Source organism: Dulcicalothrix desertica PCC 7102 (assembly GCF_003991905.1).
Taxonomy (GTDB): domain Bacteria; phylum Cyanobacteriota; class Cyanobacteriia; order Cyanobacteriales; family Nostocaceae; genus Dulcicalothrix; species Dulcicalothrix desertica.
This window is the reverse complement of sequence record NZ_RSCL01000029.1, coordinates 24189-50232: the sequence shown is the minus strand read 5'-3', so window position 1 is coordinate 50232 and position 26044 is coordinate 24189. Positions and strand designations below refer to the sequence as shown.

27 protein-coding genes and 2 pseudogenes are annotated in these 26044 nt (G+C 38.4%); 19 read left to right on the top strand and 10 right to left on the bottom strand.

The annotated features are described in order from the left end of the window. The 11 genes and pseudogenes from DSM106972_RS41400 to DSM106972_RS41355 all read left to right on the top strand — a co-directional run. On the top strand, positions 1-231 hold a 231-nt coding region (locus DSM106972_RS41400), incomplete at its 5' end, for a DUF1206 domain-containing protein (protein WP_148129269.1). 416 nt (positions 232-647) lie between these two features. Beyond that, the gene (locus DSM106972_RS41395) at positions 648-1481 is read left to right on the top strand and encodes a hypothetical protein (protein ID WP_127086171.1); all 834 of its coding nucleotides are present in this window, start codon (positions 648-650) and stop codon (positions 1479-1481) included. A gap of 83 nt (positions 1482-1564) precedes the next feature. Next, a complete protein-coding gene (locus DSM106972_RS41390; protein ID WP_127086170.1) occupies positions 1565-1804 on the top strand; it encodes a hypothetical protein in 240 nt (79 codons plus the stop codon). Between the two features lie 88 nt (positions 1805-1892). Continuing rightward, on the top strand, positions 1893-2882 hold the full coding sequence (locus DSM106972_RS41385; protein ID WP_127086169.1) for a DUF389 domain-containing protein: 990 nt from the start codon (positions 1893-1895) through the stop codon (positions 2880-2882). A 628-nt stretch (positions 2883-3510) separates the two neighbouring features. Next, the gene (locus tag DSM106972_RS41380; protein WP_127086168.1) at positions 3511-4158 is read left to right on the top strand and encodes a PRC-barrel domain-containing protein; all 648 of its coding nucleotides are present in this window, start codon (positions 3511-3513) and stop codon (positions 4156-4158) included. An 81-nt stretch (positions 4159-4239) separates the two neighbouring features. Next, positions 4240-5643: an Nramp family divalent metal transporter gene (locus tag DSM106972_RS41375; RefSeq protein ID WP_127086167.1), complete on the top strand. Its 1404-nt coding sequence runs from the start codon at positions 4240-4242 to the stop codon at positions 5641-5643. Between the two features lie 46 nt (positions 5644-5689). Then, positions 5690-8086, top strand: a complete 2397-nt coding sequence (locus DSM106972_RS41370; RefSeq protein WP_127086166.1) for a glycoside hydrolase family 15 protein — start codon at positions 5690-5692, stop codon at positions 8084-8086. A 76-nt stretch (positions 8087-8162) separates the two neighbouring features. After that, a pseudogene (locus DSM106972_RS56050) lies at positions 8163-8471 on the top strand (HAD family hydrolase); the annotation flags it as partial. 147 nt (positions 8472-8618) lie between these two features. Then, positions 8619-9143 (top strand): annotated as a pseudogene (locus tag DSM106972_RS56045) (LLM class flavin-dependent oxidoreductase); the annotation flags it as partial. 472 nt (positions 9144-9615) lie between these two features. Beyond that, positions 9616-10458 carry a DUF2382 domain-containing protein gene (locus DSM106972_RS41360; protein ID WP_127086165.1) on the top strand — a complete coding sequence of 281 codons (843 nt, stop codon included), beginning with the start codon at positions 9616-9618 and terminating at the stop codon, positions 10456-10458. 89 nt (positions 10459-10547) lie between these two features. Next, positions 10548-11297, top strand: a complete 750-nt coding sequence (locus DSM106972_RS41355; protein ID WP_127086164.1) for a hypothetical protein — start codon at positions 10548-10550, stop codon at positions 11295-11297. A 49-nt stretch (positions 11298-11346) separates the two neighbouring features. On the opposite strand, the gene DSM106972_RS41350 is transcribed toward DSM106972_RS41355, so the two are convergent. The 3 genes from DSM106972_RS41350 to DSM106972_RS51810 form a co-directional block, all read right to left on the bottom strand. Then, positions 11347-11682 carry a hypothetical protein gene (locus tag DSM106972_RS41350; protein ID WP_127086163.1) on the bottom strand — a complete coding sequence of 112 codons (336 nt, stop codon included), beginning with the start codon at positions 11680-11682 and terminating at the stop codon, positions 11347-11349. A 137-nt stretch (positions 11683-11819) separates the two neighbouring features. After that, a complete protein-coding gene (locus tag DSM106972_RS41345) occupies positions 11820-12716 on the bottom strand; it encodes a tetratricopeptide repeat protein (RefSeq protein WP_127086162.1) in 897 nt (298 codons plus the stop codon). Between the two features lie 360 nt (positions 12717-13076). Next, positions 13077-13238 carry a hypothetical protein gene (locus tag DSM106972_RS51810; protein WP_158632963.1) on the bottom strand — a complete coding sequence of 54 codons (162 nt, stop codon included), beginning with the start codon at positions 13236-13238 and terminating at the stop codon, positions 13077-13079. Positions 13239-13777: 539 nt separating this feature from the next. Between DSM106972_RS51810 and DSM106972_RS41335 the strand changes: the two genes are divergently transcribed. Further along, entirely contained in the window at positions 13778-14710 is a 933-nt protein-coding gene (locus DSM106972_RS41335) for an RpnC/YadD family protein (protein WP_127086161.1), read from the top strand. Positions 14711-14829: 119 nt separating this feature from the next. Beyond that, entirely contained in the window at positions 14830-15189 is a 360-nt protein-coding gene (locus DSM106972_RS41330; RefSeq protein ID WP_127086160.1) for a hypothetical protein, read from the top strand. Positions 15190-15376: 187 nt separating this feature from the next. Here the strand turns inward: DSM106972_RS41330 and DSM106972_RS55570 are convergent, their stop codons facing one another. Together DSM106972_RS55570 and DSM106972_RS41325 are read right to left on the bottom strand one after the other, a co-directional pair. After that, entirely contained in the window at positions 15377-15751 is a 375-nt protein-coding gene (locus DSM106972_RS55570) for a response regulator (protein WP_325052269.1), read from the bottom strand. Positions 15752-15771: 20 nt separating this feature from the next. Further along, the gene (locus tag DSM106972_RS41325; protein WP_325052268.1) at positions 15772-17094 is read right to left on the bottom strand and encodes a sensor histidine kinase; all 1323 of its coding nucleotides are present in this window, start codon (positions 17092-17094) and stop codon (positions 15772-15774) included. A 407-nt stretch (positions 17095-17501) separates the two neighbouring features. Between DSM106972_RS41325 and DSM106972_RS41320 the strand changes: the two genes are divergently transcribed. The 5 genes from DSM106972_RS41320 (at position 17502) to DSM106972_RS56035 (ending at position 20245) form a co-directional block, all read left to right on the top strand. Beyond that, the gene (locus DSM106972_RS41320; RefSeq protein WP_127086159.1) at positions 17502-18476 is read left to right on the top strand and encodes a sodium-dependent bicarbonate transport family permease; all 975 of its coding nucleotides are present in this window, start codon (positions 17502-17504) and stop codon (positions 18474-18476) included. A 3-nt stretch (positions 18477-18479) separates the two neighbouring features. Continuing rightward, entirely contained in the window at positions 18480-18776 is a 297-nt protein-coding gene (locus DSM106972_RS41315) for a P-II family nitrogen regulator (protein ID WP_127086158.1), read from the top strand. 36 nt (positions 18777-18812) lie between these two features. Continuing rightward, positions 18813-19514 (top strand): carbonic anhydrase, encoded by a 702-nt coding sequence (locus tag DSM106972_RS41310; protein WP_127086157.1) that lies wholly within the window; start codon positions 18813-18815, stop codon positions 19512-19514. Between the two features lie 116 nt (positions 19515-19630). Then, positions 19631-19966, top strand: a complete 336-nt coding sequence (locus DSM106972_RS56040; protein ID WP_411675387.1) for a hypothetical protein — start codon at positions 19631-19633, stop codon at positions 19964-19966. 9 nt (positions 19967-19975) lie between these two features. Continuing rightward, entirely contained in the window at positions 19976-20245 is a 270-nt protein-coding gene (locus tag DSM106972_RS56035) for a hypothetical protein (RefSeq protein ID WP_411675386.1), read from the top strand. Positions 20246-20258: 13 nt separating this feature from the next. Here DSM106972_RS56035 and DSM106972_RS41300 read toward each other — a convergent pair whose 3' ends face one another. Both DSM106972_RS41300 and DSM106972_RS41295 read right to left on the bottom strand, forming a co-directional pair. Then, a complete protein-coding gene (locus DSM106972_RS41300) occupies positions 20259-21797 on the bottom strand; it encodes a sensor histidine kinase (protein ID WP_127086156.1) in 1539 nt (512 codons plus the stop codon). Between the two features lie 109 nt (positions 21798-21906). Beyond that, the gene (locus DSM106972_RS41295) at positions 21907-22296 is read right to left on the bottom strand and encodes a hypothetical protein (RefSeq protein ID WP_127086155.1); all 390 of its coding nucleotides are present in this window, start codon (positions 22294-22296) and stop codon (positions 21907-21909) included. A 182-nt stretch (positions 22297-22478) separates the two neighbouring features. Between DSM106972_RS41295 and DSM106972_RS41290 the strand changes: the two genes are divergently transcribed. Continuing rightward, the gene (locus DSM106972_RS41290) at positions 22479-23600 is read left to right on the top strand and encodes a site-2 protease family protein (protein ID WP_127086154.1); all 1122 of its coding nucleotides are present in this window, start codon (positions 22479-22481) and stop codon (positions 23598-23600) included. Positions 23601-23652: 52 nt separating this feature from the next. Here the strand turns inward: DSM106972_RS41290 and DSM106972_RS41285 are convergent, their stop codons facing one another. From DSM106972_RS41285 to DSM106972_RS41275, 3 genes are all read right to left on the bottom strand, one after another. Next, the gene (locus DSM106972_RS41285; protein WP_127086153.1) at positions 23653-24192 is read right to left on the bottom strand and encodes a hypothetical protein; all 540 of its coding nucleotides are present in this window, start codon (positions 24190-24192) and stop codon (positions 23653-23655) included. Further along, positions 24189-25019 (bottom strand): TIR domain-containing protein, encoded by an 831-nt coding sequence (locus DSM106972_RS41280; protein WP_127086152.1) that lies wholly within the window; start codon positions 25017-25019, stop codon positions 24189-24191. Before DSM106972_RS41280 ends, DSM106972_RS41285 begins: the two co-directional genes overlap by 4 nt. A gap of 140 nt (positions 25020-25159) precedes the next feature. Beyond that, entirely contained in the window at positions 25160-25744 is a 585-nt protein-coding gene (locus DSM106972_RS41275) for a hypothetical protein (RefSeq protein ID WP_127086151.1), read from the bottom strand. Positions 25745-26044 lie beyond the last annotated feature (300 nt).

The window sequence follows — 26044 nt, the reverse complement described above, 5'->3', positions numbered from 1 at the left end:
AGATTTGGAATTGCTGCTCGTGGCTTTGTTTTTGGTATCATCGGCATTTTTTTAGTTTTAGCAGCTATTCAAGTTGATGGTAGTGAAGCTAGAGGTTTAGGCGGTACATTGGCTGTCCTGGCACAACAACCGTTTGGTTCTTGGATTTTAGGTGTAGTAGCCTTGGGTTTAATTGCTTACGGTATCTATTCTGTAATACAAGCTCGTTATCGAAGGATTGCCAATTTATAGTTACAGATTCGAGTTTCAAATTAACAGGAACTAGAAGAAGCTTTTGAGCCTATTAAATATTTCCATAACTGAGGTTAAAAAACTACGTTGCGCTTAAGTTATTACTTTCAGCGCAGTTAAATTACCTCTTAAGTAGTGATTTAATGTGTGATATAACTTTTCCACCAAATTTCCACTATTGAGATATACATTATAAAGTGCGTTTATTTTTAAAGAACATTAATTGTTTTTTTTAAATTTAGTTAATGTTCAAAAATAAATAATCATCTATTTTTTTACGACTTCAGTACACCTTAATACATTAGGTTTACTATATATATATCCTTTAAGTTATTTCCAGCAACGTTTGATGTAATAACTTGATGAATAGCTAAACAATTAAACCAATTACTTCATAGTTTTTAACGGAGGAACTCATGATACATCAATTGATTACTAATTTGAGTGGCAAGCGCGCGCGTGAATGCCGCAGACCCTTTCAAATTGGAACTATTATGCTTGCATTAACGACAATGTTTTTGGGTGCTGCTTGCACCAACAATCTAGAAGCAAGACGCACTGAAGGAGAAAATAACGTAACAGCACAGGAAGTAGCTGACAATACAGTCCAGCTTGTTGGTAAAACTGTTACGATCAGAAGCCAACCTGTGAGAAAAATTAGCCCGACTACATTCACCGTTAGTGACCAACAATTTTTTGGTAGTGAACCAATTTTAGTTGTAAATGCTACAGGAAGTGTGGCGCCGTTACCAGAGAACATTGATTTACAAATCACAGGCCCAGTCGCTAACCTTGTAGTCGCTGACATTGAGAGACAGTATGGTTTGGACTTAGACCCGACTTTGTTAGTGGAATATGAAAATAAGCCAGCGATTATTGCACAATCAATTGCTTTAGCACCGAAACCAGGGGAAATCAGCAGTAATCCAAGTGCATACTATAACAAGGTTATTGCCGTCCCAGCAGAAGTCGAGAAAATCGTCGGACAGAATTCATTTACCCTTGATGAAGATAAATTACTTGGCGGGCAAGACTTGTTAGTGGTAAATCCAAATCCAAAAGTACCTATTCGAGCAGATGAAAGAGTTGTTGTTACTGGTGTGTTACGCCCCTTAGTTATTGCGGATATTGAAAGAGAATTTGGTTTCAATTGGGATACTGGTTTTAAAAGACAGTTGGAAGTAGAGTATAAAAATAGACCAGTGCTAATCGCTCAATCTGTATACCCATCGGCGTTAGAAAGAAGATAGTAAGTAAAAGATAAAAGGCATAAAGATTTTAACGTATTCTTCATGCCTTCTGATGATTTACTACATTTAAGGAATCTTTATTTATGTATGTTCATCTTTTTGCTGCGTTTGTCGGTTGGTTATTATTCACCATTCTAGTCAAAATATTGAAAGTTACCGCAGTGATAGCCCTTATCATTACTGCGGTTGTTGTGACTATACAAATCAGCAACCGTGTAGACCCTAGGGAACTCTGGCAGGAGGTGACTCAGTATTCTCAAAGCATTAATAATGTCGAAACTGCTAGACCGTTCGTAATTATTTCATCTATGAATGGGATGTGAAAACCTTGTAGAGACCGTATTAATTCGGTCTCTACATTTTTATTCATAGCTAAATTCAGCAGTAAAGTGAAAATCTTAGAACTGACCAATGATTAACAGTACTAGCAAACTGATTGAAAATTTTCTGCACCAAAGAGTTGAAGCAATTGAATTAGAGCAATTGCAAACCGAGTTGTTAGAAGAATCCACACCCTCACTGGCTTACCTGATTTTAACAATTGGTTCTTGTACTATCGCAACCCTTGGCTTAATTACTAATAGTGCTGCCGTTATTATCGGAGCTATGGTAATTGCACCTCTGATGCTGCCAATCAGGGGACTTGCCCTAGGCGCCCTTACGGGTAATATCATACTCTTTCGCAGAGGGCTAATAGCTATTGTACTTGGAACTTTACTATCGATTGGGTTAGCTTATAATCTAGAGTTACTAGTCAAAATTTCCGCTTTTGACACTGAAGTGCTATCTCGTTCTAAACCCACCCTGCTAGATTTAGCAATTGCACTGACAGCAGGTAGCATTAGTGGTTATGCTAAGGTAAAGCCCGAAATTTCTGGTAGTTTGGTGGGAACTGCTATAGCAGTCGCACTAATGCCACCTATTTGTGTTATCGGTTTAGGGCTAGCCCAAGCAAATTGGTCGCTTAGTAAGGGAGCAGCTATTCTTTACCTTACTAACCTCTTGGGTATTACACTCGCTTGTATGCTGACGTTTTTGATTATGGGCTATTCTCCTATAAAACGAGCAGGTACTGCGCTATTTTGGACATTATTACTTACCAGTATTTTACTGCTGCCTCTGAGTGTTAGCTTTGCCCAATTAATTCAACAAACAAATTTAGAAACTAGTCTCAAGAATGCACTGCTGACCAAAACAATTACATTTCAGCGATTGGAACTACTTAAAACCAATATCAATTGGTTAACAAATCCACCGCAAGCCAGATTGACTGTACGGACAAAAGTACCTGTGACTCCCAAGCAAGTTGGGTTATTAGAAGATTTTGTGCAAAAAGAAATGGGTCAACCTTTGACTCTTATATTTGAAATTAGCCAAGTTCAAGAAGTAAGAAAAAAGTGATTGGTTTACGCGAAACAAAAGGAAAATATTCCTATCTAATTTTCAAGCTAATCAATATTACCTCACCGGAATGCAGCATTCTCAACAAATCAAAAGAAACCGGGCTTCTTTACGATAAATTAGAATTTTATAGCAAAATTTGTCAAGAAGCCCGGTTTCTAAGCCTGGTGCAAGATGTGAGTTACGCTTCTGTACGCGGAGACCGTATTTATAATGAAAAGGCATCGGCAAAGCATATATACTGATTATTTTTATACTTCGGTATGCTTTAATAGTCCAACTAGTACACTAGGTCAAGATTTTTGGTCGTACTTTTAACATTTTATTGTGTTCATCTTAAAAAATCATTATCATCTCTTCCCTCTAACTAATGGCATATAATATTAGCTTCATCCTTGCGTCGATTGGATGAGTTACTGTTCAATGGTAGTTATAAATTTACTCAAATCGGTCTATCTATAGTATTAATCTATAAAAAAAATAACTCCTATCCACGAGTTTTCCACTATTTAAGCTTAACATCCAAGGGAAGGTAACTGGATAAATGTTTAGACCTGAATTAAATATTATAATTTGGATTACAGTGTTTTTCTCTTTTTACAAACTCGTTCAAATTTAGGAATATATTATGGCTTTGTTAAAGATAGAGGATTTTAATTCGGATTATAACCAAATTTTTTCCGGTGATAGTAATATTATTAATCTCAATGTTTATTCGGATATTACAGATGAAAAAATCGGCGCCGTTAAAGACATATTAGTTGATGAGCATGACGGTAGCTTTCGATATCTAATTGTAGATTTGGGTTTTTGGATTTTTGGTAAGCAAGTTTTATTGCCTATCGGTCGCTCTCGCATTGATTACTCCCAACAGCGGATTTATACTAAAGGTCTAACAAAAGAGCAGGCAGAACATTTGCCAGAGTTTAGTGAAGAATTAAAGATTGATCATGATTACGAAGAGCGAGTGAGAACGGGTTATCGAGACAGCACTAGTTTTGACCCGATTTATACTGTAGACCCATTAGGGAATCCAATTGCACCGACTGTTCCTTATGGGCCAATGGCTTTGAATGAAGTTGCAGCACTATCGGTTCCCCATACAAATGAAAGGACAATTAATATTCCAGGATCAGGGAATCTCCCGTTTGACCGAAACACTTACAGATATGAGAATGACCCTTCGCTGTATGAAATTAATGAGAAAGACCACCCATCTTTGAAGTCTTATTCTCAACGTTTAGCAGAAAGTAGAATTTACAGAAGAAAAAGTTAATTTTAGGAGTTCTACATTTTATAACAGGCGCCATCTCAAAAAATTAGACAACCAGTATTATTCTGTACGAGATAGCAAAAAATGAATAATAGAAGCGACTACGATTTACCAACAGAGATTATTAACAAACAGCAAGAACAAAACGCAATAAGTATACCTGATTCACCACATGGTCGGGAAAACTTGAAATGGCTGGGTCCAAGCTTTTTATGGATGCTTTCGGCTGCAGGTTCTGGAGAGTTATTATTTACACCACGAATTGCTGCACTCTATGGTTATAGCTTGTTATGGGCACTACTTGCAGCTGTTATTCTCAAATGGTTTATTAACGGTGAAGTCGGTCGCTTTTCAGTTTGTACTGGCGCCACCATCTTACAAGGTTTCAAGCAACTTCCCGGTCCTAAAAATTGGGCAATCTGGGTAATCCTATTGCCGCAAGTTGTCGTAGCAATTTCTACAGTTGCTGGGCTTTCAGGCGCCGCTGCTACGGCTTTGATTTTGGTTACTGGGGGAACAGTGCAACTATGGACGGTGATTATTATCGTTGTCACCGCAGCAATTGTACTGCTTGGACAATATAGCGTAGTCGAAAAAATTTCTTCTTATGTAGGAATTGCCCGCACAATAGCAGTGGTAAGCGCAGCTATTTTTGTTTTTCCCAAAGTTCGCCAATTAGCAGCAGGGTTAGTACCGCAAATTCCTCAAAATGTGCAGTATCAAGAAATACTACCTTGGCTAGGTTTTATGTTGGCAGGTGCTGCTGGGTTAATGTGGTATTCTTACTGGGTAGAAGCTAGAGGTTACGGCGCCGCGAGTGTAGAAGGAAAAGAGAGCATAGACCCAAAACAACTTAACCATGAGGAAAAAAATAAGTTGCGCGGTTGGCTGAATTTGATGACCATATCCAATACTTTAGCAGTGGTAGGCGCGTTATTAGCAGCACTGTCTTTTTTAATTCTCGGTGGTGAGTTGTTACGTCCTCAAGGACTTGTACCAAAAGAAAATCAAGTAGCAGAAACCTTGGGTTCATTGCTGGGCGACCTTTGGGGTTCGTTTGGCTTTTGGTTTATGATTGCAATCGTTTTTATTACTTTCTGTAGCACTGTACTCTCGGTAGAAGATGGTTTTGGACGGATGTTTGCTGATGGTACGCAAATATTACTGCAAGGATTTGGTGTCAGAAACAGTCGCTGGACAAATGAGAAGTTTTTGCAAAAATTTTTTATTATTGTGTTGTTAGCTGTGCTACCGATTGCAATTTATCTATTTTTTGGCGAACCAGTCGCCTTACTGCAAACCGCAGGTGGAATTGAAGCTGCCCACATTCCGATTGTTACTGCTTTGACTCTTTACTTAAATCACAAGATGTTGCCCAAAGAATTGCGACCATCGAAAATTGTCTTTGGTGGTACATTGATTGCTGGAATATTCTTTGGTGTATTTGCAATTATCTATCTATTGCAACTGCTGGGCATAATTGGCTAAATGTGGAAGTTGAAGTTAAAGCAAAAGATATTTCTTACAAGCAAAAATGACACAGCAACATCAAAGCATAGCTTTTGGAAAACCAGGAATAGAACCCCGTTGGACTCAAGGTAATAAAAACGGAGTGGGAACTGCTTACGCTATTTCCAGTCGAGTTTGGTTTACTCTCTCCAACGGTATTCTTAATGAAGTTTATTATCCGACAATTGACTGTCCCCAAATTCGGGACTTGCAATATTTAATTACTGATGGTTCTAGCTTTTTGCATGAAGAACGGCGCCATTTACATACCAAAACAGAACAAATCTCGCCACATGTTCTAGGATACAAGATTACTAACTCGGATCCAGAAGGACGTTATACAATTACTAAGGAGATAATTACCGACCCGCGAGATTCATGCATTCTTCAACACACGCGCGTTGCTGGTGATAAAGAGATACTGTCAAAACTCCGACTTTACGCGCTATGTTCGCCGCACATGGGTATTGGTGGTTGGAATGACAACGCCAAAGTTGTAGAAGTAGCAGGAGTCAAAATTTTAACTGCCCATCAAGATAATAATTGGCTGGCAATGGCTGCAACCGTTCCCTTTACTCGCCTTTCTTGCGGCTATGTCGGAATAAGTGACGGTTGGACAGATTTGGCGGATAATTTTCAGATGGACTGGGAATATATTGAGGCAGAAGCAGGAAATGTTGCCCTAACTGGGGAAATCAATATAGAAGAGCATCAGGAATTTACCTTGGGAGTAGCATTCGCCAGTCGTCTTCATGACGCAGTGACAACCCTTTTACTATCACTAGATGTGAGTTTTGAGAAACATAAGGCACGTTACATCGAACAGTGGCAACGCGCTTGTGAAAATTTTCTACCACTTGAAAAAGTCTCGTGTGATGGTGGTAATTTATACAATAGTAGTTTTAGTTTGTTATTGGCACACGAAGACAAAATATACCCAGGCGCCATGATTGCTTCATTGTCAATTCCTTGGGGTGAAGCACATAGCGACCAACAGCAGGGCGGTTATCACTTAGTTTGGTTCCGCGATATGGTAAATAGTGTGACAGCGCTACTAGCTGCTGGACATTCGACAACTGCGTTGGAAGCGTTGATTTATATTGCTGCTAGCCAACAGGCGGATGGTGGATTTGCTCAGAACTGTTGGATAAATGGTGAACCTTATTGGACAGGAATTCAACTTGACCAAGTGGCGTTCCCAATTCTGCTTGTGTGGCGCCTTTATCGAGAGAAAGCTTTGCGGCAGTTTGACCCTTATCCAATGGTAATGAGGGCAGCTAAGTTTTTAATTCATCATGGTCCAGCAACGCAACAGGAAAGATGGGAAGAAGCCAGCGGTTATTCTCCATCGACTCTTGCATCTCAAATTGCAGCTTTGATTTGTGCGGCAACATATGCGCGCTCTAGAGGGGATAATTCAACAGCCCAGTTTATTGAAGAATATGCTGATTTCTTAGAAAGTCACTTAGAAACTTGGACAGTAACGACCGAGGGAAGCTTAGTTCCTGAAATTAAACGCCACTATATCCGCATTAATCCTGTAGATATTCATGACCCTCAACCAAATGAAGACCCAAATCAAGGGATGCTAGCCATTGCCAACTATCCAGAAGGAGAAAAATCACAATTTCTAGCAAAAGAAATTGTTGATGCAGGCTTTTTGGAATTAGTACGGTATGGAGTTCGCTCTCCTCACGACCCCCTAATCGTTGATTCTTTAAAAGTTGTGGATGCGGTGCTAAAAGTAGATACACCCTATGGTTACTGTTGGCATCGTTATAACCACGATGGTTACGGGCAACAAGAAGATGGCAGTCCTTTTGTTAGTTATGGCAAAGGACGAGCGTGGCCACTTTTAACAGGAGAGCGGGGACATTACGAGTTAGCCGCAGGACATGACGTGCAACCTTTTATTCAAGCAATGGAGGCTTTTGCTTCTGATACAGGATTATTGCCCGAACAAATTTGGGATGAACAAGACCTTCCTGAAGCTCATTTGTATCTAGGAAAACCAACTGGCTCGGCAATGCCTTTAGCATGGGCACATGCTGAGTATATTATGCTGCTACGGTCAGCTAAAGATGGGCGAGTATTTGAATGGATACCAGAAGTTGCACAGCGGTATCAAAATGGAGGTAAACAAACTAAATTTCTCGAAATCTGGAAATTCAACCGTCAAATTAACGCTCTTAAAGCAGGATACACACTGCGAATTCAAGCCAACACTCCTTTTCGCTTACATTGGTCAATTTCAGATTGGCAAACAGCGAATGAAACTAATTCAACGGCAACGACGCTTGATATTCACTTTGTAGATATTGATATTGAAGCGAATCAAAAACATCCTATCAAGTTTACTTTTTTCTGGATTGAAGCGAACCATTGGGAAAATCGTAACTATCAGGTTAATGTTACTGGTTAGTTTTGATAATGGCGCCTGATAGATATAGTACTTAAGTACGTTTTTGCCTTGATACCGTAGTTTATAAGATATTAATATGACAGTTGTAACAAAACCTTTTTCTAACCGTATCGCCGTAGTATTTGATTTCGATGATACCTTGGTACAAGATACCGTTGATGCTTTATTATCAAGCTTAGGTATTGACCCTCTTAAATTTCGTCAAGAAAAAATAAAACCTTTAATTGATAAAGGGTGGGATAAAATTCTGGCTCGGTTTTATGCCTTGATTCAAGAATCAAAGCGACAAGACAATAAAATTACACAGGAATATATTGCTAAGTTTGGTCAAGAGCTAGCTCCCTTTGATGGTGTAACTGATATGTTTGACCACCTAAGACAACGTACACATGAACTCAATCCAAAGGTAGAACTTGAATTTTACCTAATTACTTGTGGAATGGTGGAAATTGCCCGCCATAACTGTATGGCTCCAAATTTCAAAGCAATGTGGGGTTGTGAGTTTTACTACGGAGAAAGCGGTGGAAATAAAGGTAAAGTATGTGTTGAATAAGCAAAACTTTATACTCGTCCAGAAATCATACCCCCAATTATTGGCGCCGCTATTACTCCTGAAACTGCGGAATGGTTAGGTAGTTGGGCTGAAGGGTTAATTACTATTTCTCGTCCACCAGAAAAACTGAAAACAGTTGTTGATGCTTTTCGTCGGGGTGGTGGAGAAGGCAAACCAATGATTTTAAAAGTACAGCTTTCTTATGACCGCGATGAAGATAGTGCATTACAAAAAGCATATCAACAGTGGCGCAATAACATTTTTAAAAATATTTTGATGACTCAATTACAAACTCCCCAGCAATTTGATGCAGCTGGAATGTTTGTACAACCGGAAGAATTACATGAACATGTTCGTATTTCCGCAAACCCACAGCAGCATATCGAGTGGCTACAAAAAGATATTGAGTTGGGATTTGATGAACTAATTCTACACAATGTCAACAGAGGGCAGCAGCAGTTTATCGAGGTTTTTGGCGAAAAAGTTATTCCGGCTTTGACATAAAGATATTTTAAATTTATTAATAAGTAAGTTAAAAAAAAATGAATAGAAATCAACGTCCTAGTAATATTTTTATCAAAGTAATTGTTGCAATACTATTACTATTCGGCTGTTATTTAATTGGAACATTTATATTTAATGCAGTTAGAAGGAATAATGATGATTATAAGGAGTCTAGGAAGTTTAATGTTCATTGTAGTAATAACAATTATGATTTGATATGCGTAGCTAGCAAAAACGTTTATTCTGCAAACATTTTACGTATGCAAGATATAAATAGTATCTTTTTTCACTCAATATAATTATTTCTTATAGTTAGAGTAATTAAGTTTATAAATATTAAACAAAAAAATAAACAAAAAAATAATTTTATATCATTTGATAGAGGTTATATTTTCAACAAAATTTTAAATTAAATATAAGTTAAATGGTTGTCGAAAAGAAAATCAAACACAACAAATAGGAGTTGATTTGAATGGCACTTGTAAAAGTTAACGATTTTTACCCCACTTACAACGAAGAATATTCTGATTTAGAGTATGTTGAGAACTTCGATGTTTACGCAGAAGGACGTGAAAAAGTTGGTAAAGTGTCCGATATTTTAGTTGATGAAGATACAGGTCGTTTACGCTATTTAGTAGTAGATACCGGATTTTGGATTTTTGGTAAAAAAGTCTTGCTTCCTATCGGTCGCGCACGTGTTGACTATGGAGACAAAGAGGTGTACGCATCTGGTCTGACTAAAGAGCAAGTTGAAAATTTACCTAACTTCGATGAATTAGAAAAAGTTGATTACGACTATGAAGAGCAAGTTCGCGGTATATATCGTCCGATGGCTGCTACTTCTGGAATGACTCAAAGTACTACTGATTACGACCGAAGCACTTATAATTACGAGCAAGAACCGTCATTATATGATGTCGATGAACAGGATAATCAAACCCTGAAACTTTATGAAGAGCGATTAGTTGCTAACAAACAACGTCGTAAAGCAGGGGAAGTCTCTATTGGTAAACACGTAGAAACTGATACTGCTCGTGTAGCTATACCTATTGAGAAAGAACGAGTAGTAATTGAGCGTACTAATCCTTCAAGCACTACAACTAGTAACCCGACTGGCGCCTTTCGTGAAGGTGAAGTTGCTAGAATGGAGCTTTACGAAGAAACACCAGATATCCACAAAGAAGCTGTTGTGCGAGAAGAAGTCCGAGTCAAGAAAGTTGTAGACCGCGATACAGTTGAGTCAAAAGAGACAGTTCGACGCGAAGAACTTGATATTGATACAGATGGTCGTCCAATAGATGAAAGAAAAATCTAGCATAAAATTTGGCTTACAGGTAAAATATATACTTTCATCTGTAAGCCACAATGATTTGCTTTGATTAGATACTAGTACAAATTACAAAAATGTCTGCACCTAATTATAATAACTTTGTTCTATCAGGATTAGTTGTAATTTGTCTAGCACTTACACACCTATTTTCTGGAAAATTAAGATTTATAAATATTCCTCGAAGTCGTTGGCTTTCCGCAGCAGGAGGTGTTTCTTCTGCTTACATTTTTGTACATATCTTACCCGAATTAAGCAAACATCAAGCCGTGCTGAAGGAAGTAGGAGAAGGAGTAATTCCGTTTGTAGAACACCATGTTTACTTGATTGCATTAGTAGGACTAACTGTGTTTTATGGATTAGAACGAATAGCGCTCATTACTCGCTTGCATCGTAAACAAATTGGTAAAGGTGATGCAACTAGTTTAAATGTATTTTGGCTGCATATGGTTTCGTTTGGTTTTTACAATGCTTTAATTGGTTACTTATTACTTCATCGAGAAAAAGTAGGTATTGTTAGTTTATTAGTATTTAGTTTAGCAATGGCAACTCATTTTATTGTAAATGATTATGGCTTGCGTGAACACCATCAGCATATATATGACCGGGTTGGCCGTTGGATTTTAGCAGCAGCAATTATTGTCGGTTGGGTACTTGGCACCCGTACACAACTAGATGAGGCTGCAATTGCTGTATTATTTTCTTTTTTAGCAGGTGGAATTGTTCTGAATGTATTAAAAGAGGAATTACCTCAAGAGCGAGAAAGCCGTTTTTGGGCTTTTGCTTTGGGTGCAGCAGGTTATGCAGCACTTCTGTTGGTTATTTAATTTTTTCAGCAGATTAAAGCCCGTTGCGAAAGAAGCGTCTTGCTTGTTTTTACGGGTCAAAGTTTTCTCCTCCAGTAATTTGACGTAGTTCTTCAATACGTTTTATGACTTCTGGGTTTTTAAAAAATTCTCCATATTCTTGAAGCAGTTTTTCTTGAGTTTTTCGCAGTTCGATAATGCGCTGTTGCTGTGTACTACTACGTTTGTCACGGGGAATGGTTTCTAAGTCGCTGAGTTCTTTGCCAAGGGCAATAATTTGATTTTTCGGAGTGCTATCAACACCTTTACCCGCGCGCAAATAATCTTGAACTTCTTGATATTTGAGTAGTTCTAATACCTGTTGTGCTTCTGCGGTACGTCCAAGTTTTAGTAATAATGTTGGCATAGTGACGGTAAATGTCAGCCCTTTTAACTTTATCAAAGTCTACCGTAGCTAGTAAATAAGATGATTGGAGTTCTTGTGGTAGTCCTTGGATGTTACGACGCACGTTTTCTATCTGGTTAATTGCTTGACGGTACTATTTAATTGCTTCGTTGGGTTGCGGTATGAATATTACTGAGTGTAGAAAAAGCAGTTACTTCTCCATAATAGTTTTTACTATTACGCGATAATTCTAAAGACTTTTGTACTAATGGAATTGCTTGCTCATATTGTCCTTGGTTTTGATAAACGCGCGCGAGAATTAACAAGGCAATAGCTTTGCTACCAGAACTATTTGATTCTTCTGCAATCGCTAAAGATTGATTCGCAGCCTCTAAAGCTTTCGTAGTATCGCCCAAAGATAGATAACTTTCACTTACATCAATCAAAGCAGCCATCTCATAGTAGCGAATTTTTAATTGTTTTGCAAGTACTAATCTTGAATCTGCGGTTGCAGCAGCTTTTTGATAATTACCTTGTTGATTATAAATTTTATATAATAATCCTAATGCGGTATTTTGAAAATTAGGATTCCCCTTGTCTTTCGCACTAACTAAAATTTGATTTGCAGAATCTATTGCTTGGATGTAATTTCCTTGTTTAATGTAAGCATCACTTAAAGACTGTAATGCCTTTATTTCAAGACTAGGTTCTTTAATTTGTCTTGCAATCGTTAATGCTTGCTGACTAATTTCGGCGGATTTTGAATAATTTTTATAACTAAGACTATATAATGAGGCTAATCTCAACAGTGCATCTACTTCAAAATCACGCTTACCAAAAGCTTGCGCGCGTTTTAAAGCTTGTTCTGCTGATTCTAAAGCTTTATTATTTTCTCCTAGATTATCATAACTAATACTCAAACCGATTAAAGCATTAAATTCTAATAGTTGAGGAGAGTCTTGTAAAGAAGGAGGCAACTTTGCATTATCAATCTTTGGAATTATTGCCAAAATTTGTTGGTATGATTCAATTGCTTTTGGATATAAACCAACCACATTATAGTTACTGCCGAGAGTCAGTAAACTAAATCCTAATCCCCGAATATCATTTTGCTCTTTACTAATTTCTACTTGTCGTAAATTCGTTTCTATCAGCTTGCGATTGTTTCCTTGTCGTATATAAATATCTGCAAGGTGATTAAGAATAGTTGTTTCTTCGTTAAGTGAGCGGTTTTTGCGCGCAATATTTAACGCTTACTCTAAGAGGTTGTTTGAAAAGTCAGATAAGGTATAAATTGTCCCAAGCGAGTGGAGTCTTACGGAACGTAAACGTAGTTTTCCCGCAGGGTAGAATCTAGGGTTTGAAACTATATACCGAGATGCTTCGTTCCTCAGCATGACATGAAAGCACACTTTTCAAACATCCTCTAAGATAGTGATAGCTTTATCTTGTTCTCCTAACTCTTTATATGCTAACGCTTGGGCGCCTAAAGCATTCGACTCAGATAATGGTTTTTTCAATTCCCTAGCTAAAATTAAAGCTGACTGCGATAACTCAATAAGTTTATTTATGTACACCTATATTTCTCACAGCCTTAAACTCATGCACTAATTTCCACCACATGATTTAACATATTTTTGTAGGTTGGGTGGAGCGTCCGCGCGTAACCCAACATCTTAATATCTATCCATCAAGTATCAAGCTGACATATCATTTACATAGCAAATATATAGAATGAACCACAAAAACACAAAGGACACAAAGGAAGTTTCTCTTTGCCCACAGAACTATCAACAACGGATTGAATCAGCTATTTGGTTAGGTAAGACACCGTGAGCCTACCAGATTTAATCACAAGACCACTAGTATCCAAGTTATCTTTTGAAAGTTTCATCAGTTCACGCGGTTCTAGGCGCCGCAACTACACAGTAGATTTGTTTTATTAATTTTTTGTGAAGACAGGAAAATATCAATTAATACAAGATATAGTTAGTACAATTATTCGACAAAGGACATTAAGTGTAAAAAGCATCTACTCAAAAACAGCGCTTTCTTAAGGTAGGCGCCTTTTTGTTGCTGCGTTCATATGACATGTAAAATCAATACAGGTATAAGAATGACAAAAAATCCATTTGACCAATTCTCAAAACAGTTCTTTGAAGAATTCCTGAGTCCATACGGTCAAGTTAAAATTAATGATGAAGTACCAGGCGAATCGACTTTTGTAGACATATACTTCAAACCTACAGTAGAACCAGAGAAAATACCCAAATCTCTGGGTCTATTGCGTCGTATAGCTTCAACACCGTGTCTAATAGAACCTTTCCGTAATCAACCAACAGATGAAGAAGTCGAGAGTTGTTCATATAAGCTACTTGCTACTCGTAAGGAATGTAGACGTGAAGCAAAGCGCGATGAAAGGAAAGTTACTGAAGAAGAACTGCCGAAGTTATGGATAATTACACCTTCAGCATCAGAAACCTTACTTAATAATTACGGCGCCCAATCTCGTAATGGCTGGGTTAATGGTATATACTTCAGCCCAGATGGTGATCATAGAAGGTTTGTATCAGTCAACCTACTGCCTAAAAGAGCGGAAACAAGATGGTTAAGACTTTTTGGTCGGCAAACAGTACAAGGGGAAGCCATAGACGAAATTCTTGCTTTGCCCAATAATGACAAGCAACGGAATGCAGCATTGCGTCTATTATCAGCATGGAAAGTTACCATAGGATTAAAACCACAAAACGATGAAGATTTGGAGTTCATGATGATAGTATCAAAAGCATATGCAGAGTGGGAAGAAGCTACCGAACGTCGAGGATTAGAACGTGGTATCGAGCAAGGTATCGAGCAAGGTATCGAGCAAGGTATCGAGCAAGGTCAACGTATTGTGATTGAGAATTTACTTAAAGCGCGCTTCGGTACACTTGACGCTGAGTTAATCAACATTATTCCATCGCTTTTAACGCAACCTATCGAAGAATATACTCGTTTACTACTCTCATTATCTCGCGAAGAGTTAATCACTCGCTTTAATCAACCATAGTCACTGTTATATTATCTTAATATTAGGCGCCGCTATCTACTTCCGATGAATACAGGCGCCTTTATAAATATGGCTCAGGGCACCTTGTAACATGTAAGTATAAATTATGCCGCAAATTCATGTCAACGGAATTGACTTATTCTACAACATTAAAGGTTAAGAAAAATTGCTGTGACTTAACGTGGATAGCTTGGTATTTAAATACACCTTTGGATACTTGTTATACTTGGAATCAAAAACGTGGGCGCCAGGTTCCCGAAAATATTATTAAAATGATGTCAGAATCTGTGCATCAGTTTCCACCACTAGCAGCAGAAGGATTTGGTTGTGTAGAGGAGATAAATGTTACCTCTCCCAAATTTAGCAATGATTTAATACCTTATCGAATCAAAACTTTAAACCAAAGCATTATTAACAGTAACAATAGAACATTATATAAAAACATCACTTTACATCGCTATAGTAATTTAATTGATTAAGGTAGTTAACTTAACTCAAACAAGCTCTTTCTCGTAAAATGGTTTGGGAAATTCAGTTTTGCCACGAAACACGCAGTCAACTTCAAACACTTGATTGTGGTTTGGATAGCCCTCTATATATATGTGACAGGCAAGGATGCCTATCCCACAAGATACAAATATATGGGACTTTTCAAACATCCCCTTATTAAAACTTTCCTGTTCTTCCTGTTAGGCTGGCAATTACCGTTGCTAACTCCTCTGGTTCTACGGGTTTTGGAAGATGCATCTGAAAACCTGCTAATAGAGCCTGCCTGCGATCTTCGCTCTTTGCATACGCCGTTAGTGCAACGGCTGGCATCCAACCACCACGCTGTGCTTCAATTTGCCGCAGTTTCCGAATTAGTGAGTAGCCATCCTCATTCGGCATCCCAATATCGCTCACTAAAACATCTAAGCTTTTCACTGTGGCGTTTTCGATGATTTTCAATGCCTCACTAACAGAGGCAGTGGGAATAACTTGAGCGCCATACCCTTGTAGAATTGTACTTAGTAATTCCAGGGAATCTACCTCGTCCTCCACAATTAATATTTGTAAGCCTTCTAAGCTTGGCGCCGATCAATATTATTATTAACAAGGGGGATTACGTCTAATGGCTCTGGCTCACTCGGTGTTTCGTGGATAATCATGACGGGCAACTTTATAGTAAAGGTTGCCCCCTGTCCTATTCCTGGACTTGTCACGCTTACTGTGCCACCATGTAATTCAACTAGTTGACGAACAATTGCTAACCCCAAACCTAGTCCACCATAACTTCGGGTGCTGGTACTGTCGTGTTGGCGGAAGCGGTCAAACACATAAGGTAGAAAATCTGGGCTGATGCCAACTCCTGTATCGCTAACTATTATTTCGACATGAGAATTGACGCACTCCAAGCGAATTTGTACTTGCCCTCCTAGAGGCGTAAATTTAATGGCGTTTGAAAGCAGGTTCCAAATGACTTGCTGTAAACGGTCGGCATCTCCAGATATGTAATTATTTGAAGAATCCAAGATGCTTTTAATGCGAATTGACTTTGCCTCAGCTGCTAACCGCACAGACTCAATGGCTGCCTCAATTATTGTAACTAAATTTACTGGTTGGACTTGCAAACGTAGCTTGCCTGTTATAATGCGAGAAATATCCAGGATGTCTTCAATGATCTTAGCTTGGGATTGAGCGTTGCGCTCGATCGTCTCCAAAGCACGCATTGCTCTATCCTGACTCAGATGTTGTTTCCGTAAGATTTGCGACCACCCCAAAATCGCATTAAGCGGTGTTCTCAATTCGTGAGAGAGAACCGAGAGAAACTCGTCTTTTGCGCGATTAGCTGCCTCAGCCTCCGCTCGGACAACTTGTTCGCGGATTAAAAATTCATCTTTTGCGCGATTGGATGCCTCCAGTTGTGCTGTGCGTTGCTGCACCCGTTGCTCCAGTTCCAAATTAATCGATTGGATGCGGTTTCGGCTATCTTCGAGTTCCTGGTTTGTGATAGCTAGCTGGGCTGGACTTGGTGCATCCAGAGCAACTGGAATTAACGGAATCAATAAAAAGGTGAACGCATAGGATGACCATAGGGCATTAAAGACTTTCAGCAGCCCTGAAAACCAATAAATGGGATACCAGAGCGTAACAACTCCCATTAAATGGGTACTACCACACAGGGCAAAGACAAAAAAGTACCCAGTGAGGAGCGTGACAGTGTTGGCTGGAAGGTCTTTGCGCTCATTTCTAAAGTAAACAATTGCGATGGCGACCGAGTAATAAGCCATTGCGGTCAATGCATCTGAAGCCAAATGTAGCCAGACTAAACCGGGCTTCCAGAGGTAACAATGCCCGTGAGGAATAAAGGCAGTTGAAAGGAAGTTGCTGAGTAAGTCAGGCATATTGTTCTGATTTTCGGCTGTTGGATATTGGTTGCAGTCGCTAGCGGCATACGGTCTAAGTCAAATCGTGCCACAATGATATATATTAAATTCAATTAGGCGCCATATCCTATAGTTTATACTAATTTCATATTTACGTATATAGAATAAGCACATTAACATTACTTAGGTTAAATAAAAATTTTAAAGCGTTGTGTAAGAAAGAAGATATAGCGCGTCCAGTATTGCGATAACTTAATATTTATTCTCAGCAAAGACTCGAACGAATACTCCTGCAACATTATATGATAACCATAGCATAAGACCGTTTTAAATCACTAAGTGCGGTCATTACTCAGGTATCAAAAAACTGTGATGAGAAAAGCGTGTTTTTACTGGCGGTTATGTAGTAGGGAGGAGATTTAGGAATGGATATCAGCTTGGTAATGTCCAATATCCTGAGTCCAGCAGTCCTTTCCTTTTTTCTGGGAATGTTGGCTGTGACTCTTAAATCAGATTTAGAAATTCCTCAACCTTTGCCTAAACTTTTTTCTCTATATTTGTTGTTTGCAATTGGATTTAAGGGAGGGGCAGAATTAGTTAAAAGTGGTATTAATTCGGAGGTACTTTTTACCCTTTTAGCTGCTATATTTATGGCTTGTGCTGTACCAGTGTACACATTTTTTATTCTCAGACTCCAACTAGACCTGTATAATGCAGCCGCTATTGCAGCTACTTATGGTTCCATTAGTGCCGTCACGTTTATTACAGCAGGGTCTTTTTTGAATGAAATCGGGATTGAATTTAGTGGCTATATGGTAGCAGCCTTAGCTCTAATGGAATCTCCAGCTATTATTATAGGACTGTTGTTAGTAAAAATATTTGCACAAGACGACAAAGAGGATGGGGACTTCTCTTGGTCAGAAGTTTTGCGAGATGCTTTTCTTAACAGTTCTGTATTTCTCTTGGTGGGTAGTCTTGTAATTGGGATTGTTTCTGGAGAAAAAGGCTGGAAAATGGAGGAACCATTTACTCAAGGAATATTTTATGGTGTTCTGACTTTCTTTTTGCTAGATATGGGGTTAGTAGCAGCTGGCAGAATTAAAGACTTGACTAAAACTGGCCCATTCTTGATTACTTTTTCTATCTTGATCCCAATCGTAAATGCAACAATTGGCATACTGTTAGCAAAACTAATTGGAATGTCCCAAGGAAATGCACTTTTATTTTCAGTTTTGTGTGCTAGTGCTTCTTACATAGCTGTTCCTGCTGCTATGAGATTAACAGTGCCAGAAGCAAACCCCAGTCTTTATATTACTGCCGCTTTAGCACTAACATTTCCTTTTAATATCATTGTTGGAATCCCTTTATACCTTTATGGTATCAGTATCCTTTGGAGGTGAATTATGCACCCAGTAAAAAGAGTAGAGATTATCGCCAATGCGGTAGAACTGGGAAAAATTTTAGATGGCTTAGAGAAAGCAGGGGCGCCAGCACACACAGTAATTCGCAATGTGGCGGGCAAAAGTCCTGGTGCAACTGCAACTGAACTGGACAATATTTTTATCATAGTTTATTGTCCACCAGAACAACTCAAGCCAGTGGTAGAAAAAATTAGACCTATTCTCAACAAGTTTGGGGGTACGTGTTACATCACTGATGCAATAGAAATTCGTTCTACCAGGTGCGTTGCTTCTCTATAAAAAATTTCCCGTTTTTTACTTGATGAAATAAATAAAATGACCCGAATAAATGGATTTTTAGGTCGGCGCCAGCTTTTACAACTTGCGGGCAGTAGTATTCTAATGTCTATTGGTGGTGCTATTGTTAGTCAAGCAACTGCTGTAGCCGAACAAAAGTTTGAAACCATAACTCCTGATGCTGCATTAGAAAGACTATTAGATGGTAACAAACGGTTTATACAGCAAAAATCTCAACATCCTCACCAATCACAAACTCGTTTAAAAGAAGTCGCACAAGTCCAGCATCCTTTTGCGACAATACTAAGTTGTGCTGATTCTCGCGTATCTGGAGAAATTCTTTTTGACCAAGGGATTGGGGATTTATTTGATATTCGCATAGCAGGCAATATTATTACACCTGAAGCATTAGGTAGTATTGAATATGCCGCTGTTAATTTAAATTGTCCCTTAGTTATGGTGCTAGGTCACGAAAGATGCGGCGCCGTAACTGCTGCGGTAAAAGGCGAACCATTACCTGGGCAAATGAGCGCTTTTGTTAAAGGCATTAAACCAGCAATTAGCGATATCAAGGGTTTTTCAGAAGAAGCAGTTGAGAAAGCTGTGGTTGAAAATGTGAAATATCAAGTTCACAAAATGAGGCTATACTCTCGACTTTTATCTCAATTGGTAGATGCAAGTAAGCTCAAAATAGTGGGCGGACGTTATGATTTAGATACAGGAGAAGTCGTAATTATTTAGTTAAAGGGGCGGGCTGTTGTTTAAAGGGGCGGGCAAGGATGCCCACTCCACAAGAAGATTTTGATGTTTTTAAGGAGCGCTAATTTGTCTCAAAGGTTAAAAATAAAGGTGGAAAAATGGCATACAGTGATTTTACTCTTTCTCAGGCACAAAGCAGCTTTAATTTAACACTTGATGAAACTGTAAATTTATTTAATGATGTAAGTCCAGTTTCACCATCAGAAATTTTAAAAACAATATTGGCTGACTATATTCCTTTAGCAACTTCAGTAGGCACTCAAAAAGCTCGTTCTGAATTAATGATTGCACCAATTTTAGTTGAATTAAGAAAGCTATTAAGCAATAAGATATCATTCTTTTCTGGGAACGAATTTAATATTGATGCGACAAAAGGGTTACAAGGGCGTTGCGATTATATTCTTAGTGGGTCACGCGAACAACTCTTTATTTAGGCGCCTGTAATGTTTATTTTTGAAGCGAAAAAAGAAGATATTATTGGAGGTCTTGGCCAATGTGTTGCGGCAATGCTTGCAGCACAATTATTCAATCAAGCTAAAGGAAATGAAGTCAAACGAATTTATGGTTCTGTTACGAGTGGAACTACTTGGAAATTTTTATTTATCGAAGATTCTACTGTTTATATAGATTCTGTTGAATATTATATTAAAGAGGTGGATAAAATTTTGGGTATTTTATTGCAAGCATTTCAGCCTATTGTCTCTCAAAATTAAAAGATTTGATCAACTACAATAATGGTAATAACAAAGTAAAGCAACTACCGCGTCCTACCTCTGACTTAAGTATAATATCGCCTCCATGTAATCGAGCTAAATTTCTCGACACAACTAACCCCAACCCTGTACCTTGCCGTTTTCTATACTTGCTACCAACTTGCTGAAATAATTGAAACAGCTTTTCTCCTTCCTCTGGAGAAATACCAATACCAGTATCGATAACAGCAAATTTAATATATTCTGCCTCTCTATCAACTTTTAACGTCACAGAACCAGATTCAGTAAACTTGACGGCATTTGAAAGTAAGTTCAATAAAATTTGTTTCAAACGGCGTTCGTCAGCGTTACAAATTGTAACATCTGGTGAAATCTCTAATAATAATTGTAAACCTCGTCTCGTTGCTGGCTCCCTCACCACCGAAATACACATATGACAAATCTCTTCTACCGATAAAGTGACGATTTCTAGTTCTTCTCTTCCTGCCTCAATTTTGGCTATATCTAGCAAATCGTTAATTAAGTTTAACTGCTGATATCCACACTCGTGTATTACATTTATATATTGTCGCTGCTTATCGTTCAATGCACCAACTGTTTCCTCTAAAAGGACGCTCGAAAACCCAATAATTCCATTTAACGGTGTTCGCAGTTCGTGATTCATATTGGCTAAAAATTGTGTCTTGGCTTTGTTAGCTGTTTCTGCTGCTTCCAAAGCCGTTTCTAGTTCTGCTGTGCGCTGCTTAACAAGTAGTTCCAGCTTTTCTTCGCTTTGTCGTAAAACTTCTGTTTGTGCTACTTCTGCACTCAGGCGCCGACCAAAAAATGCAGAGAGTTCCGCTAATGTCAAGATAATTAAAGCCGCAATACTAATGGCAATTACCAATGGTGTGTTGTCTACGGGAGCAAGCTCAGACACGTTCAAAGATTTTACCGTGCGGTAGCGAATACCAGCTATTGCAATATAATGCATTCCACAAATCGCAATTCCCATTAACAAAGAACTGCCAACTTTTTGTACATTCCAAGGCGCCCTTAGCTGTTTGTAGAATGTTACCCATAATCCCATAAAAGATGCAGCAATTGCCACTACACCACTCAGTATAAATAACTTTAGGTCATGTGACTCTTTAGCTGGGACTAACAGCGATGACATAGCAGTAAAGTGCATCCCAATAACGGCGCCGCCAATGAAAAGACTGCCAGCAAATAAAGTTAACCATCCGACTGTTGAGGCGCGTGTAACAATAAAAAATCCGATACCCGAACCAACAATTGCCACAACCATTGAAATCATCACGATTGTGTAATTATAATCAACTTTTATCGGTAATTTATACGAAAGAAGAGCCGTAAAATGCATCACCCAGATACTAATACCCAAAGTAGTGGCGCCACCTAACAGCCACCTAACGCGCGCGCGTCCTGATGCAACAAAAACTTGTTCAGATATATCTAAAGCAATACAAGAGCCAACTATTGCAATGGCAACTGAAAGGATAATTAGACGGACATCAAAGGTAGCTGTTAAAACCGCACCTACTTCAAACATGATATTTTTTCACAAGTAATTATAATATTGCTACATACAGAAACCGGGTTTCTACGATAAATTGTCATTTTTAGAATAAATATGAATAAGAAACCCGGTTTCTAACATGTTATAAATTTTCTAAACTAATTCTCCATAAGCCTTCGAGAGGATTTGATTGCGGTAAACCACTACCTCCCCACTGCGAATCATAGACTAATCCAACACTAAATGTTTGATTTACAGGATATTGTCCTAACTTTCCAAAACCTTCAATAACCTTTGAGTCAGTTATAATCTTTTGGTTTAACTGTATAGTTGTTTGGTTGCCATCAGAAAAATAAATAGTTGCTCGTCTTTTATCAAAACGCACCTGAACATTGTAAACTCCGCCAGTCGCATAATAATAAGCTTTAGCACTAAACTTTCTACCATCTATACTCTGTCCTTGATACTCAACAGCAACAGCAGGAGTTGTCAGCAGGAACAATGCAGCCAAAGCTGACCCGAAAACTTTCATTTTTTAACTTTCGCTTCACTAATAGTTTTTGTATATAGACAAATTCTATCCTTATTTGCCTTGTCAGATAACCCCTGATAGGAAAAACCACACCATAACAGACGGACACCACTACCGTTACAAAGATTAAAATTGCTTAACATTTCGTTACTATAGAGATATCGAAATCAAAGGTAGGCGCCATGAATGGAACAATTCGGATAGGCAACCTCTTTAACATTCCTTTTTACATCCACCCATCCTGGTTTTTAATCTTAGGTTTAGTAACTTGGAGCTATAGCAGTGGACTAGCAGGGCAGTATCCTTACCTAGGTGGTGGACTTGCAGCACTACTAGGACTGACAACAGCACTATTATTATTTGCTTCTGTCGTCGCTCATGAATTGGGACATAGCTTCGTTGCCCTGAGTCAAGGTATTGACGTAAAGTCAATCACACTCTTTATATTTGGTGGTTTAGCAAGCTTAGAAAAAGAATCAAAAACCCCAGCTGATGCTTTCTGGGTAGCCATTGCAGGCCCTTTAGTTAGCTTATTACTATTCGTCATATTTACAGCTATTAGTTTCGGCGCCTCTGCAAGTGGGCCACTCGCTGCAATCCTAATGGTGCTAGCATCTGTTAACTTATCATTAGCACTATTTAATCTAATTCCCGGCTTACCACTTGATGGTGGAAATATATTAAAAGCCATCGTCTGGAAAATTACAGGCAACCCTTATAAAGGTGTAGCTTTTGCTAGCCGAGTCGGTCAAATATTTGGTTGGGTAGCAATTGCCTCTGGCTTAATTCCCCTACTCATGTTTGGTAGCTTTGCCAACTCTTGGAACTTATTGATAGGTTACTTCCTGTTGCAAAACGCTGGTAATGCTTCAAGAGCCGCAACCATACAAGAACGACTAACAGGACTAACAGCAGCAGATGCAATCACTCCAAATAGCCCAATTGTTAATTCCAATATGAGCTTGAGAGAGTTTGCAGACGAACAAATATTAGACGGGCAATATCGTCGCTTCTTAGTTACAGGCGCCCTTGGAGAATTAGTAGGAGCAGTATCAGTAGATAACTTGCGCGCGGTACCTACTACATTATGGTCAGAAACGCAAATCAGCCAAGTAATGCGACCAATCGAAGCATCCACAACTGTAGAATCTGATAAATCATTGCTAGATGTAGTACAACTACTAGAACAACAAAAGTTATCCGCACTTGCTGTAATTCGTGATAACGGCGTACTACTCGGAATCTTAGAAAAAGCTTCCGTCATTAACTTGCTTCAGAAGAAAATGCAAGCAAACCCTGCATAATTTAATCCCCCTTAGTCCCCCTTCCGTGCGCGCGGGGTTGGGGGGATTAATTTCACTCATGTTGTAAATAAAAGCGTTCTACAAAGTCAACAATTAAATCGCATGGGTCTTCCCCTCTTTCTTTAAGAAAGAGCATTTCCTTCAAATCTTCCTTTGTAATAAAAAGAATAACTTTACGGCGCCGACTATAAAGATTGTTACGTTGAATATGGGCGGCATTATTCGGAATCTTGCTACATACTATAATTGCAAGTCGCCCCATAGGGTCAGTTAAATAATTCTCAGTTTGAATAACTTCTTGAGACCCTATTTCCATTTTGTCATAGTTTTTGAACTCAAAAAGAACCATTCTTGCTTCTAATTCTCGAAGAAGCAAACCCCAATTATGCTTTTCATCAAAATTACGGTTAGGAAATACAGCATCGCGTCTATTTGTACCAGAATATGTTCGTGCTTGAATAATTGGTCTCACTAAAGGTGGAACGAATAGAAATTCAAGAATCTCCACACATAAATCTTCAAATTCTCTCCAACCTTTGTCTCCAGCAGGACAATTATCAAGTCGATTGGTTAAATCACTTACTCGACTCATCTAATTACACCGTTACTAGTAGCAAAGTATTTAGATACCAAATCAGTATTTTGTAGAAGAAGTCGTTTTAACTCAGTTCCATCAACTACACGGATAGGGACTCCAGTAACTTTTGGTGCATCATTAACCCAATCAAGAGCAACAGATGTAAGATTTCCGTCAGTAACTACAAGTGCTTTATCTATATTTGAATTGCTTTTTGCATGAAGAGCTAGTTTTCTAATACTTCGTAGATCAGCACGCGACTCTCGATATAATTTAGTTTCAAGAGCATATATATCGCGAGTTTCGGCGCCAAACGGGTCTTTGTGACGAAACTCTACGACACCATTAATGCCATTATTTTTTTCCTCCATCTGCAAATTAATAAAGCCAAGTTTTTGAAGAAGTTCCACAACGAGTTGTTCAAATATTGGCGAAGATAATTTTTCAAAGTCAATCTCTGAAGTATTTTTGAGTGCATCAACAAGTTTCTCTAAGTTTTCTTCGACTGGGTTTCTAAGATCGAAATGCTGGTAAGAAGTAAGTGATAATGGAATATCACAATCATCTAGTAGTACTGGTATAAGAGTAATGTCTCGGAATTGTAATTCTCTAAGGGCAACTTCAATATCATGATTACAGCAAAAATTTGTTGATTTGGATAGTAACAGTATTAAGTAAGCATTTGCTGATAACGTAGTACGGTTAAATTCAATCCAATTTATATTAGCAGAAAGTTCTGATAGCGAAACATCAAGCCCTTTAGAACTAAGTGCTTCCATCAGTATTTTTGCTACTGCTTGGTCTGGTGTTGCGTAACTTATAAATACATTTGTTTTTTTCATAACTTCACTTTCGCTCTAGGGTAAGAAGTTAAGCAGATAAGTTAAATTATACTATAATTAATATATATATTGGTAGAGACGTGATTAATCACGTCTCCCTATGTTTATTAAGGCGCCGACCAAAAAATATCAATCAGCTTTTAAGTTAACTGTTCAATACAGCTAATCTCTGTCACCCGACCACCTTCAATTTCAAAAATAAAAGCAGCGGGAATATCTTTCAAATCTATTTGATAACTTAGATAACTTTTCCGACCTTCTTGCTGTGGAGATACCTGACCATAAGCTTTTATGACTTTCGCTCGATTGTCTCCCACACGTATACTACCTGGCGTGACATATTTACGACTTCTCGTAGAAAATCTATATACAGAAAATTTATTAGAATTATCGCTATCCTCAACCAAACCCACAGAGATATCTTCGTATTGCAAGTAGCGAAGTTTACCGACTGCTGGACTATCCTCATTTTTGACACTTTTAGGTTTGCCCAGAATTTTGCGAACTTGGGCTTCAGTTATTGATAGACTAATGCCACCCAGCTTTGCTTTCGCGTGAGGAATTAATGAAGCTTTTGGGGTTTGGTTGCTTGAAGATTGAGCAAGTAAAAGCTTTTTGGTTAAAAGATTAGTTTGGTTAGCGGCAGTTGCTGGCATTACCATCTGTACGTGAGATAACCCAGTTAGTACCGTTAGACTCAAAACAATCATCAAATGCTTAATCATAAATTTAGTATATATTGATACTTGTATTATAGCAGTATGATGATTAAGGCGCAATTTTTACAGCAAATTTCAGGTACATGAGGTACATGCATAATACCCGAAACATTGTAGAGACGCGACATGTCGCGTCTTTACATGTGTCGTATGAACACACAATCTGCTGTATTTGAAGAAGAAGATGATGAAATTGAAGATGATGAAAATGTTTTTAAAGAAGCTTGAGCAGAGTACAACTTAAATAAGTAAAACTCTTGTGGGGTGGGCATCCTTGCCCGCCCCATATATCCCCTATATAATAAA

What these genes read in the sequence shown, in the direction of transcription:
- DSM106972_RS41385 (WP_127086169.1), top strand. Translation starts at nt 1,893, where the DNA reads ATGATTAACAGTACTAGCAAACTGATTGAAAATTTTCTGCACCAAAGA.
- DSM106972_RS56035 (WP_411675386.1), top strand. Translation starts at nt 19,976, where the DNA reads ATGTTTATTTTTGAAGCGAAAAAAGAAGATATTATTGGAGGTCTTGGC.
- DSM106972_RS41275 (WP_127086151.1), bottom strand. Translation starts at nt 25,744, where the DNA reads ATGATTAAGCATTTGATGATTGTTTTGAGTCTAACGGTACTAACTGGG.
- DSM106972_RS41335 (WP_127086161.1), top strand. Translation starts at nt 13,778, where the DNA reads ATGACAAAAAATCCATTTGACCAATTCTCAAAACAGTTCTTTGAAGAA.
- DSM106972_RS41375 (WP_127086167.1), top strand. Translation starts at nt 4,240, where the DNA reads ATGAATAATAGAAGCGACTACGATTTACCAACAGAGATTATTAACAAA.
- DSM106972_RS41395 (WP_127086171.1), top strand. Translation starts at nt 648, where the DNA reads ATGATACATCAATTGATTACTAATTTGAGTGGCAAGCGCGCGCGTGAA.
- DSM106972_RS41380 (WP_127086168.1), top strand. Translation starts at nt 3,511, where the DNA reads ATGGCTTTGTTAAAGATAGAGGATTTTAATTCGGATTATAACCAAATT.
- DSM106972_RS41325 (WP_325052268.1), bottom strand. Translation starts at nt 17,094, where the DNA reads ATGCCTGACTTACTCAGCAACTTCCTTTCAACTGCCTTTATTCCTCAC.
- DSM106972_RS41330 (WP_127086160.1), top strand. Translation starts at nt 14,830, where the DNA reads ATGTCAACGGAATTGACTTATTCTACAACATTAAAGGTTAAGAAAAAT.
- DSM106972_RS41355 (WP_127086164.1), top strand. Translation starts at nt 10,548, where the DNA reads ATGTCTGCACCTAATTATAATAACTTTGTTCTATCAGGATTAGTTGTA.
- DSM106972_RS41350 (WP_127086163.1), bottom strand. Translation starts at nt 11,682, where the DNA reads ATGCCAACATTATTACTAAAACTTGGACGTACCGCAGAAGCACAACAG.
- DSM106972_RS41360 (WP_127086165.1), top strand. Translation starts at nt 9,616, where the DNA reads ATGGCACTTGTAAAAGTTAACGATTTTTACCCCACTTACAACGAAGAA.
- DSM106972_RS41370 (WP_127086166.1), top strand. Translation starts at nt 5,690, where the DNA reads ATGACACAGCAACATCAAAGCATAGCTTTTGGAAAACCAGGAATAGAA.
- DSM106972_RS41300 (WP_127086156.1), bottom strand. Translation starts at nt 21,797, where the DNA reads ATGTTTGAAGTAGGTGCGGTTTTAACAGCTACCTTTGATGTCCGTCTA.
- DSM106972_RS41295 (WP_127086155.1), bottom strand. Translation starts at nt 22,296, where the DNA reads ATGAAAGTTTTCGGGTCAGCTTTGGCTGCATTGTTCCTGCTGACAACT.
- DSM106972_RS41285 (WP_127086153.1), bottom strand. Translation starts at nt 24,192, where the DNA reads ATGAGTCGAGTAAGTGATTTAACCAATCGACTTGATAATTGTCCTGCT.
- DSM106972_RS41315 (WP_127086158.1), top strand. Translation starts at nt 18,480, where the DNA reads ATGCACCCAGTAAAAAGAGTAGAGATTATCGCCAATGCGGTAGAACTG.
- DSM106972_RS56040 (WP_411675387.1), top strand. Translation starts at nt 19,631, where the DNA reads ATGGCATACAGTGATTTTACTCTTTCTCAGGCACAAAGCAGCTTTAAT.
- DSM106972_RS41290 (WP_127086154.1), top strand. Translation starts at nt 22,479, where the DNA reads ATGAATGGAACAATTCGGATAGGCAACCTCTTTAACATTCCTTTTTAC.
- DSM106972_RS41320 (WP_127086159.1), top strand. Translation starts at nt 17,502, where the DNA reads ATGGATATCAGCTTGGTAATGTCCAATATCCTGAGTCCAGCAGTCCTT.
- DSM106972_RS41280 (WP_127086152.1), bottom strand. Translation starts at nt 25,019, where the DNA reads ATGAAAAAAACAAATGTATTTATAAGTTACGCAACACCAGACCAAGCA.
- DSM106972_RS41310 (WP_127086157.1), top strand. Translation starts at nt 18,813, where the DNA reads ATGACCCGAATAAATGGATTTTTAGGTCGGCGCCAGCTTTTACAACTT.
- DSM106972_RS41390 (WP_127086170.1), top strand. Translation starts at nt 1,565, where the DNA reads ATGTATGTTCATCTTTTTGCTGCGTTTGTCGGTTGGTTATTATTCACC.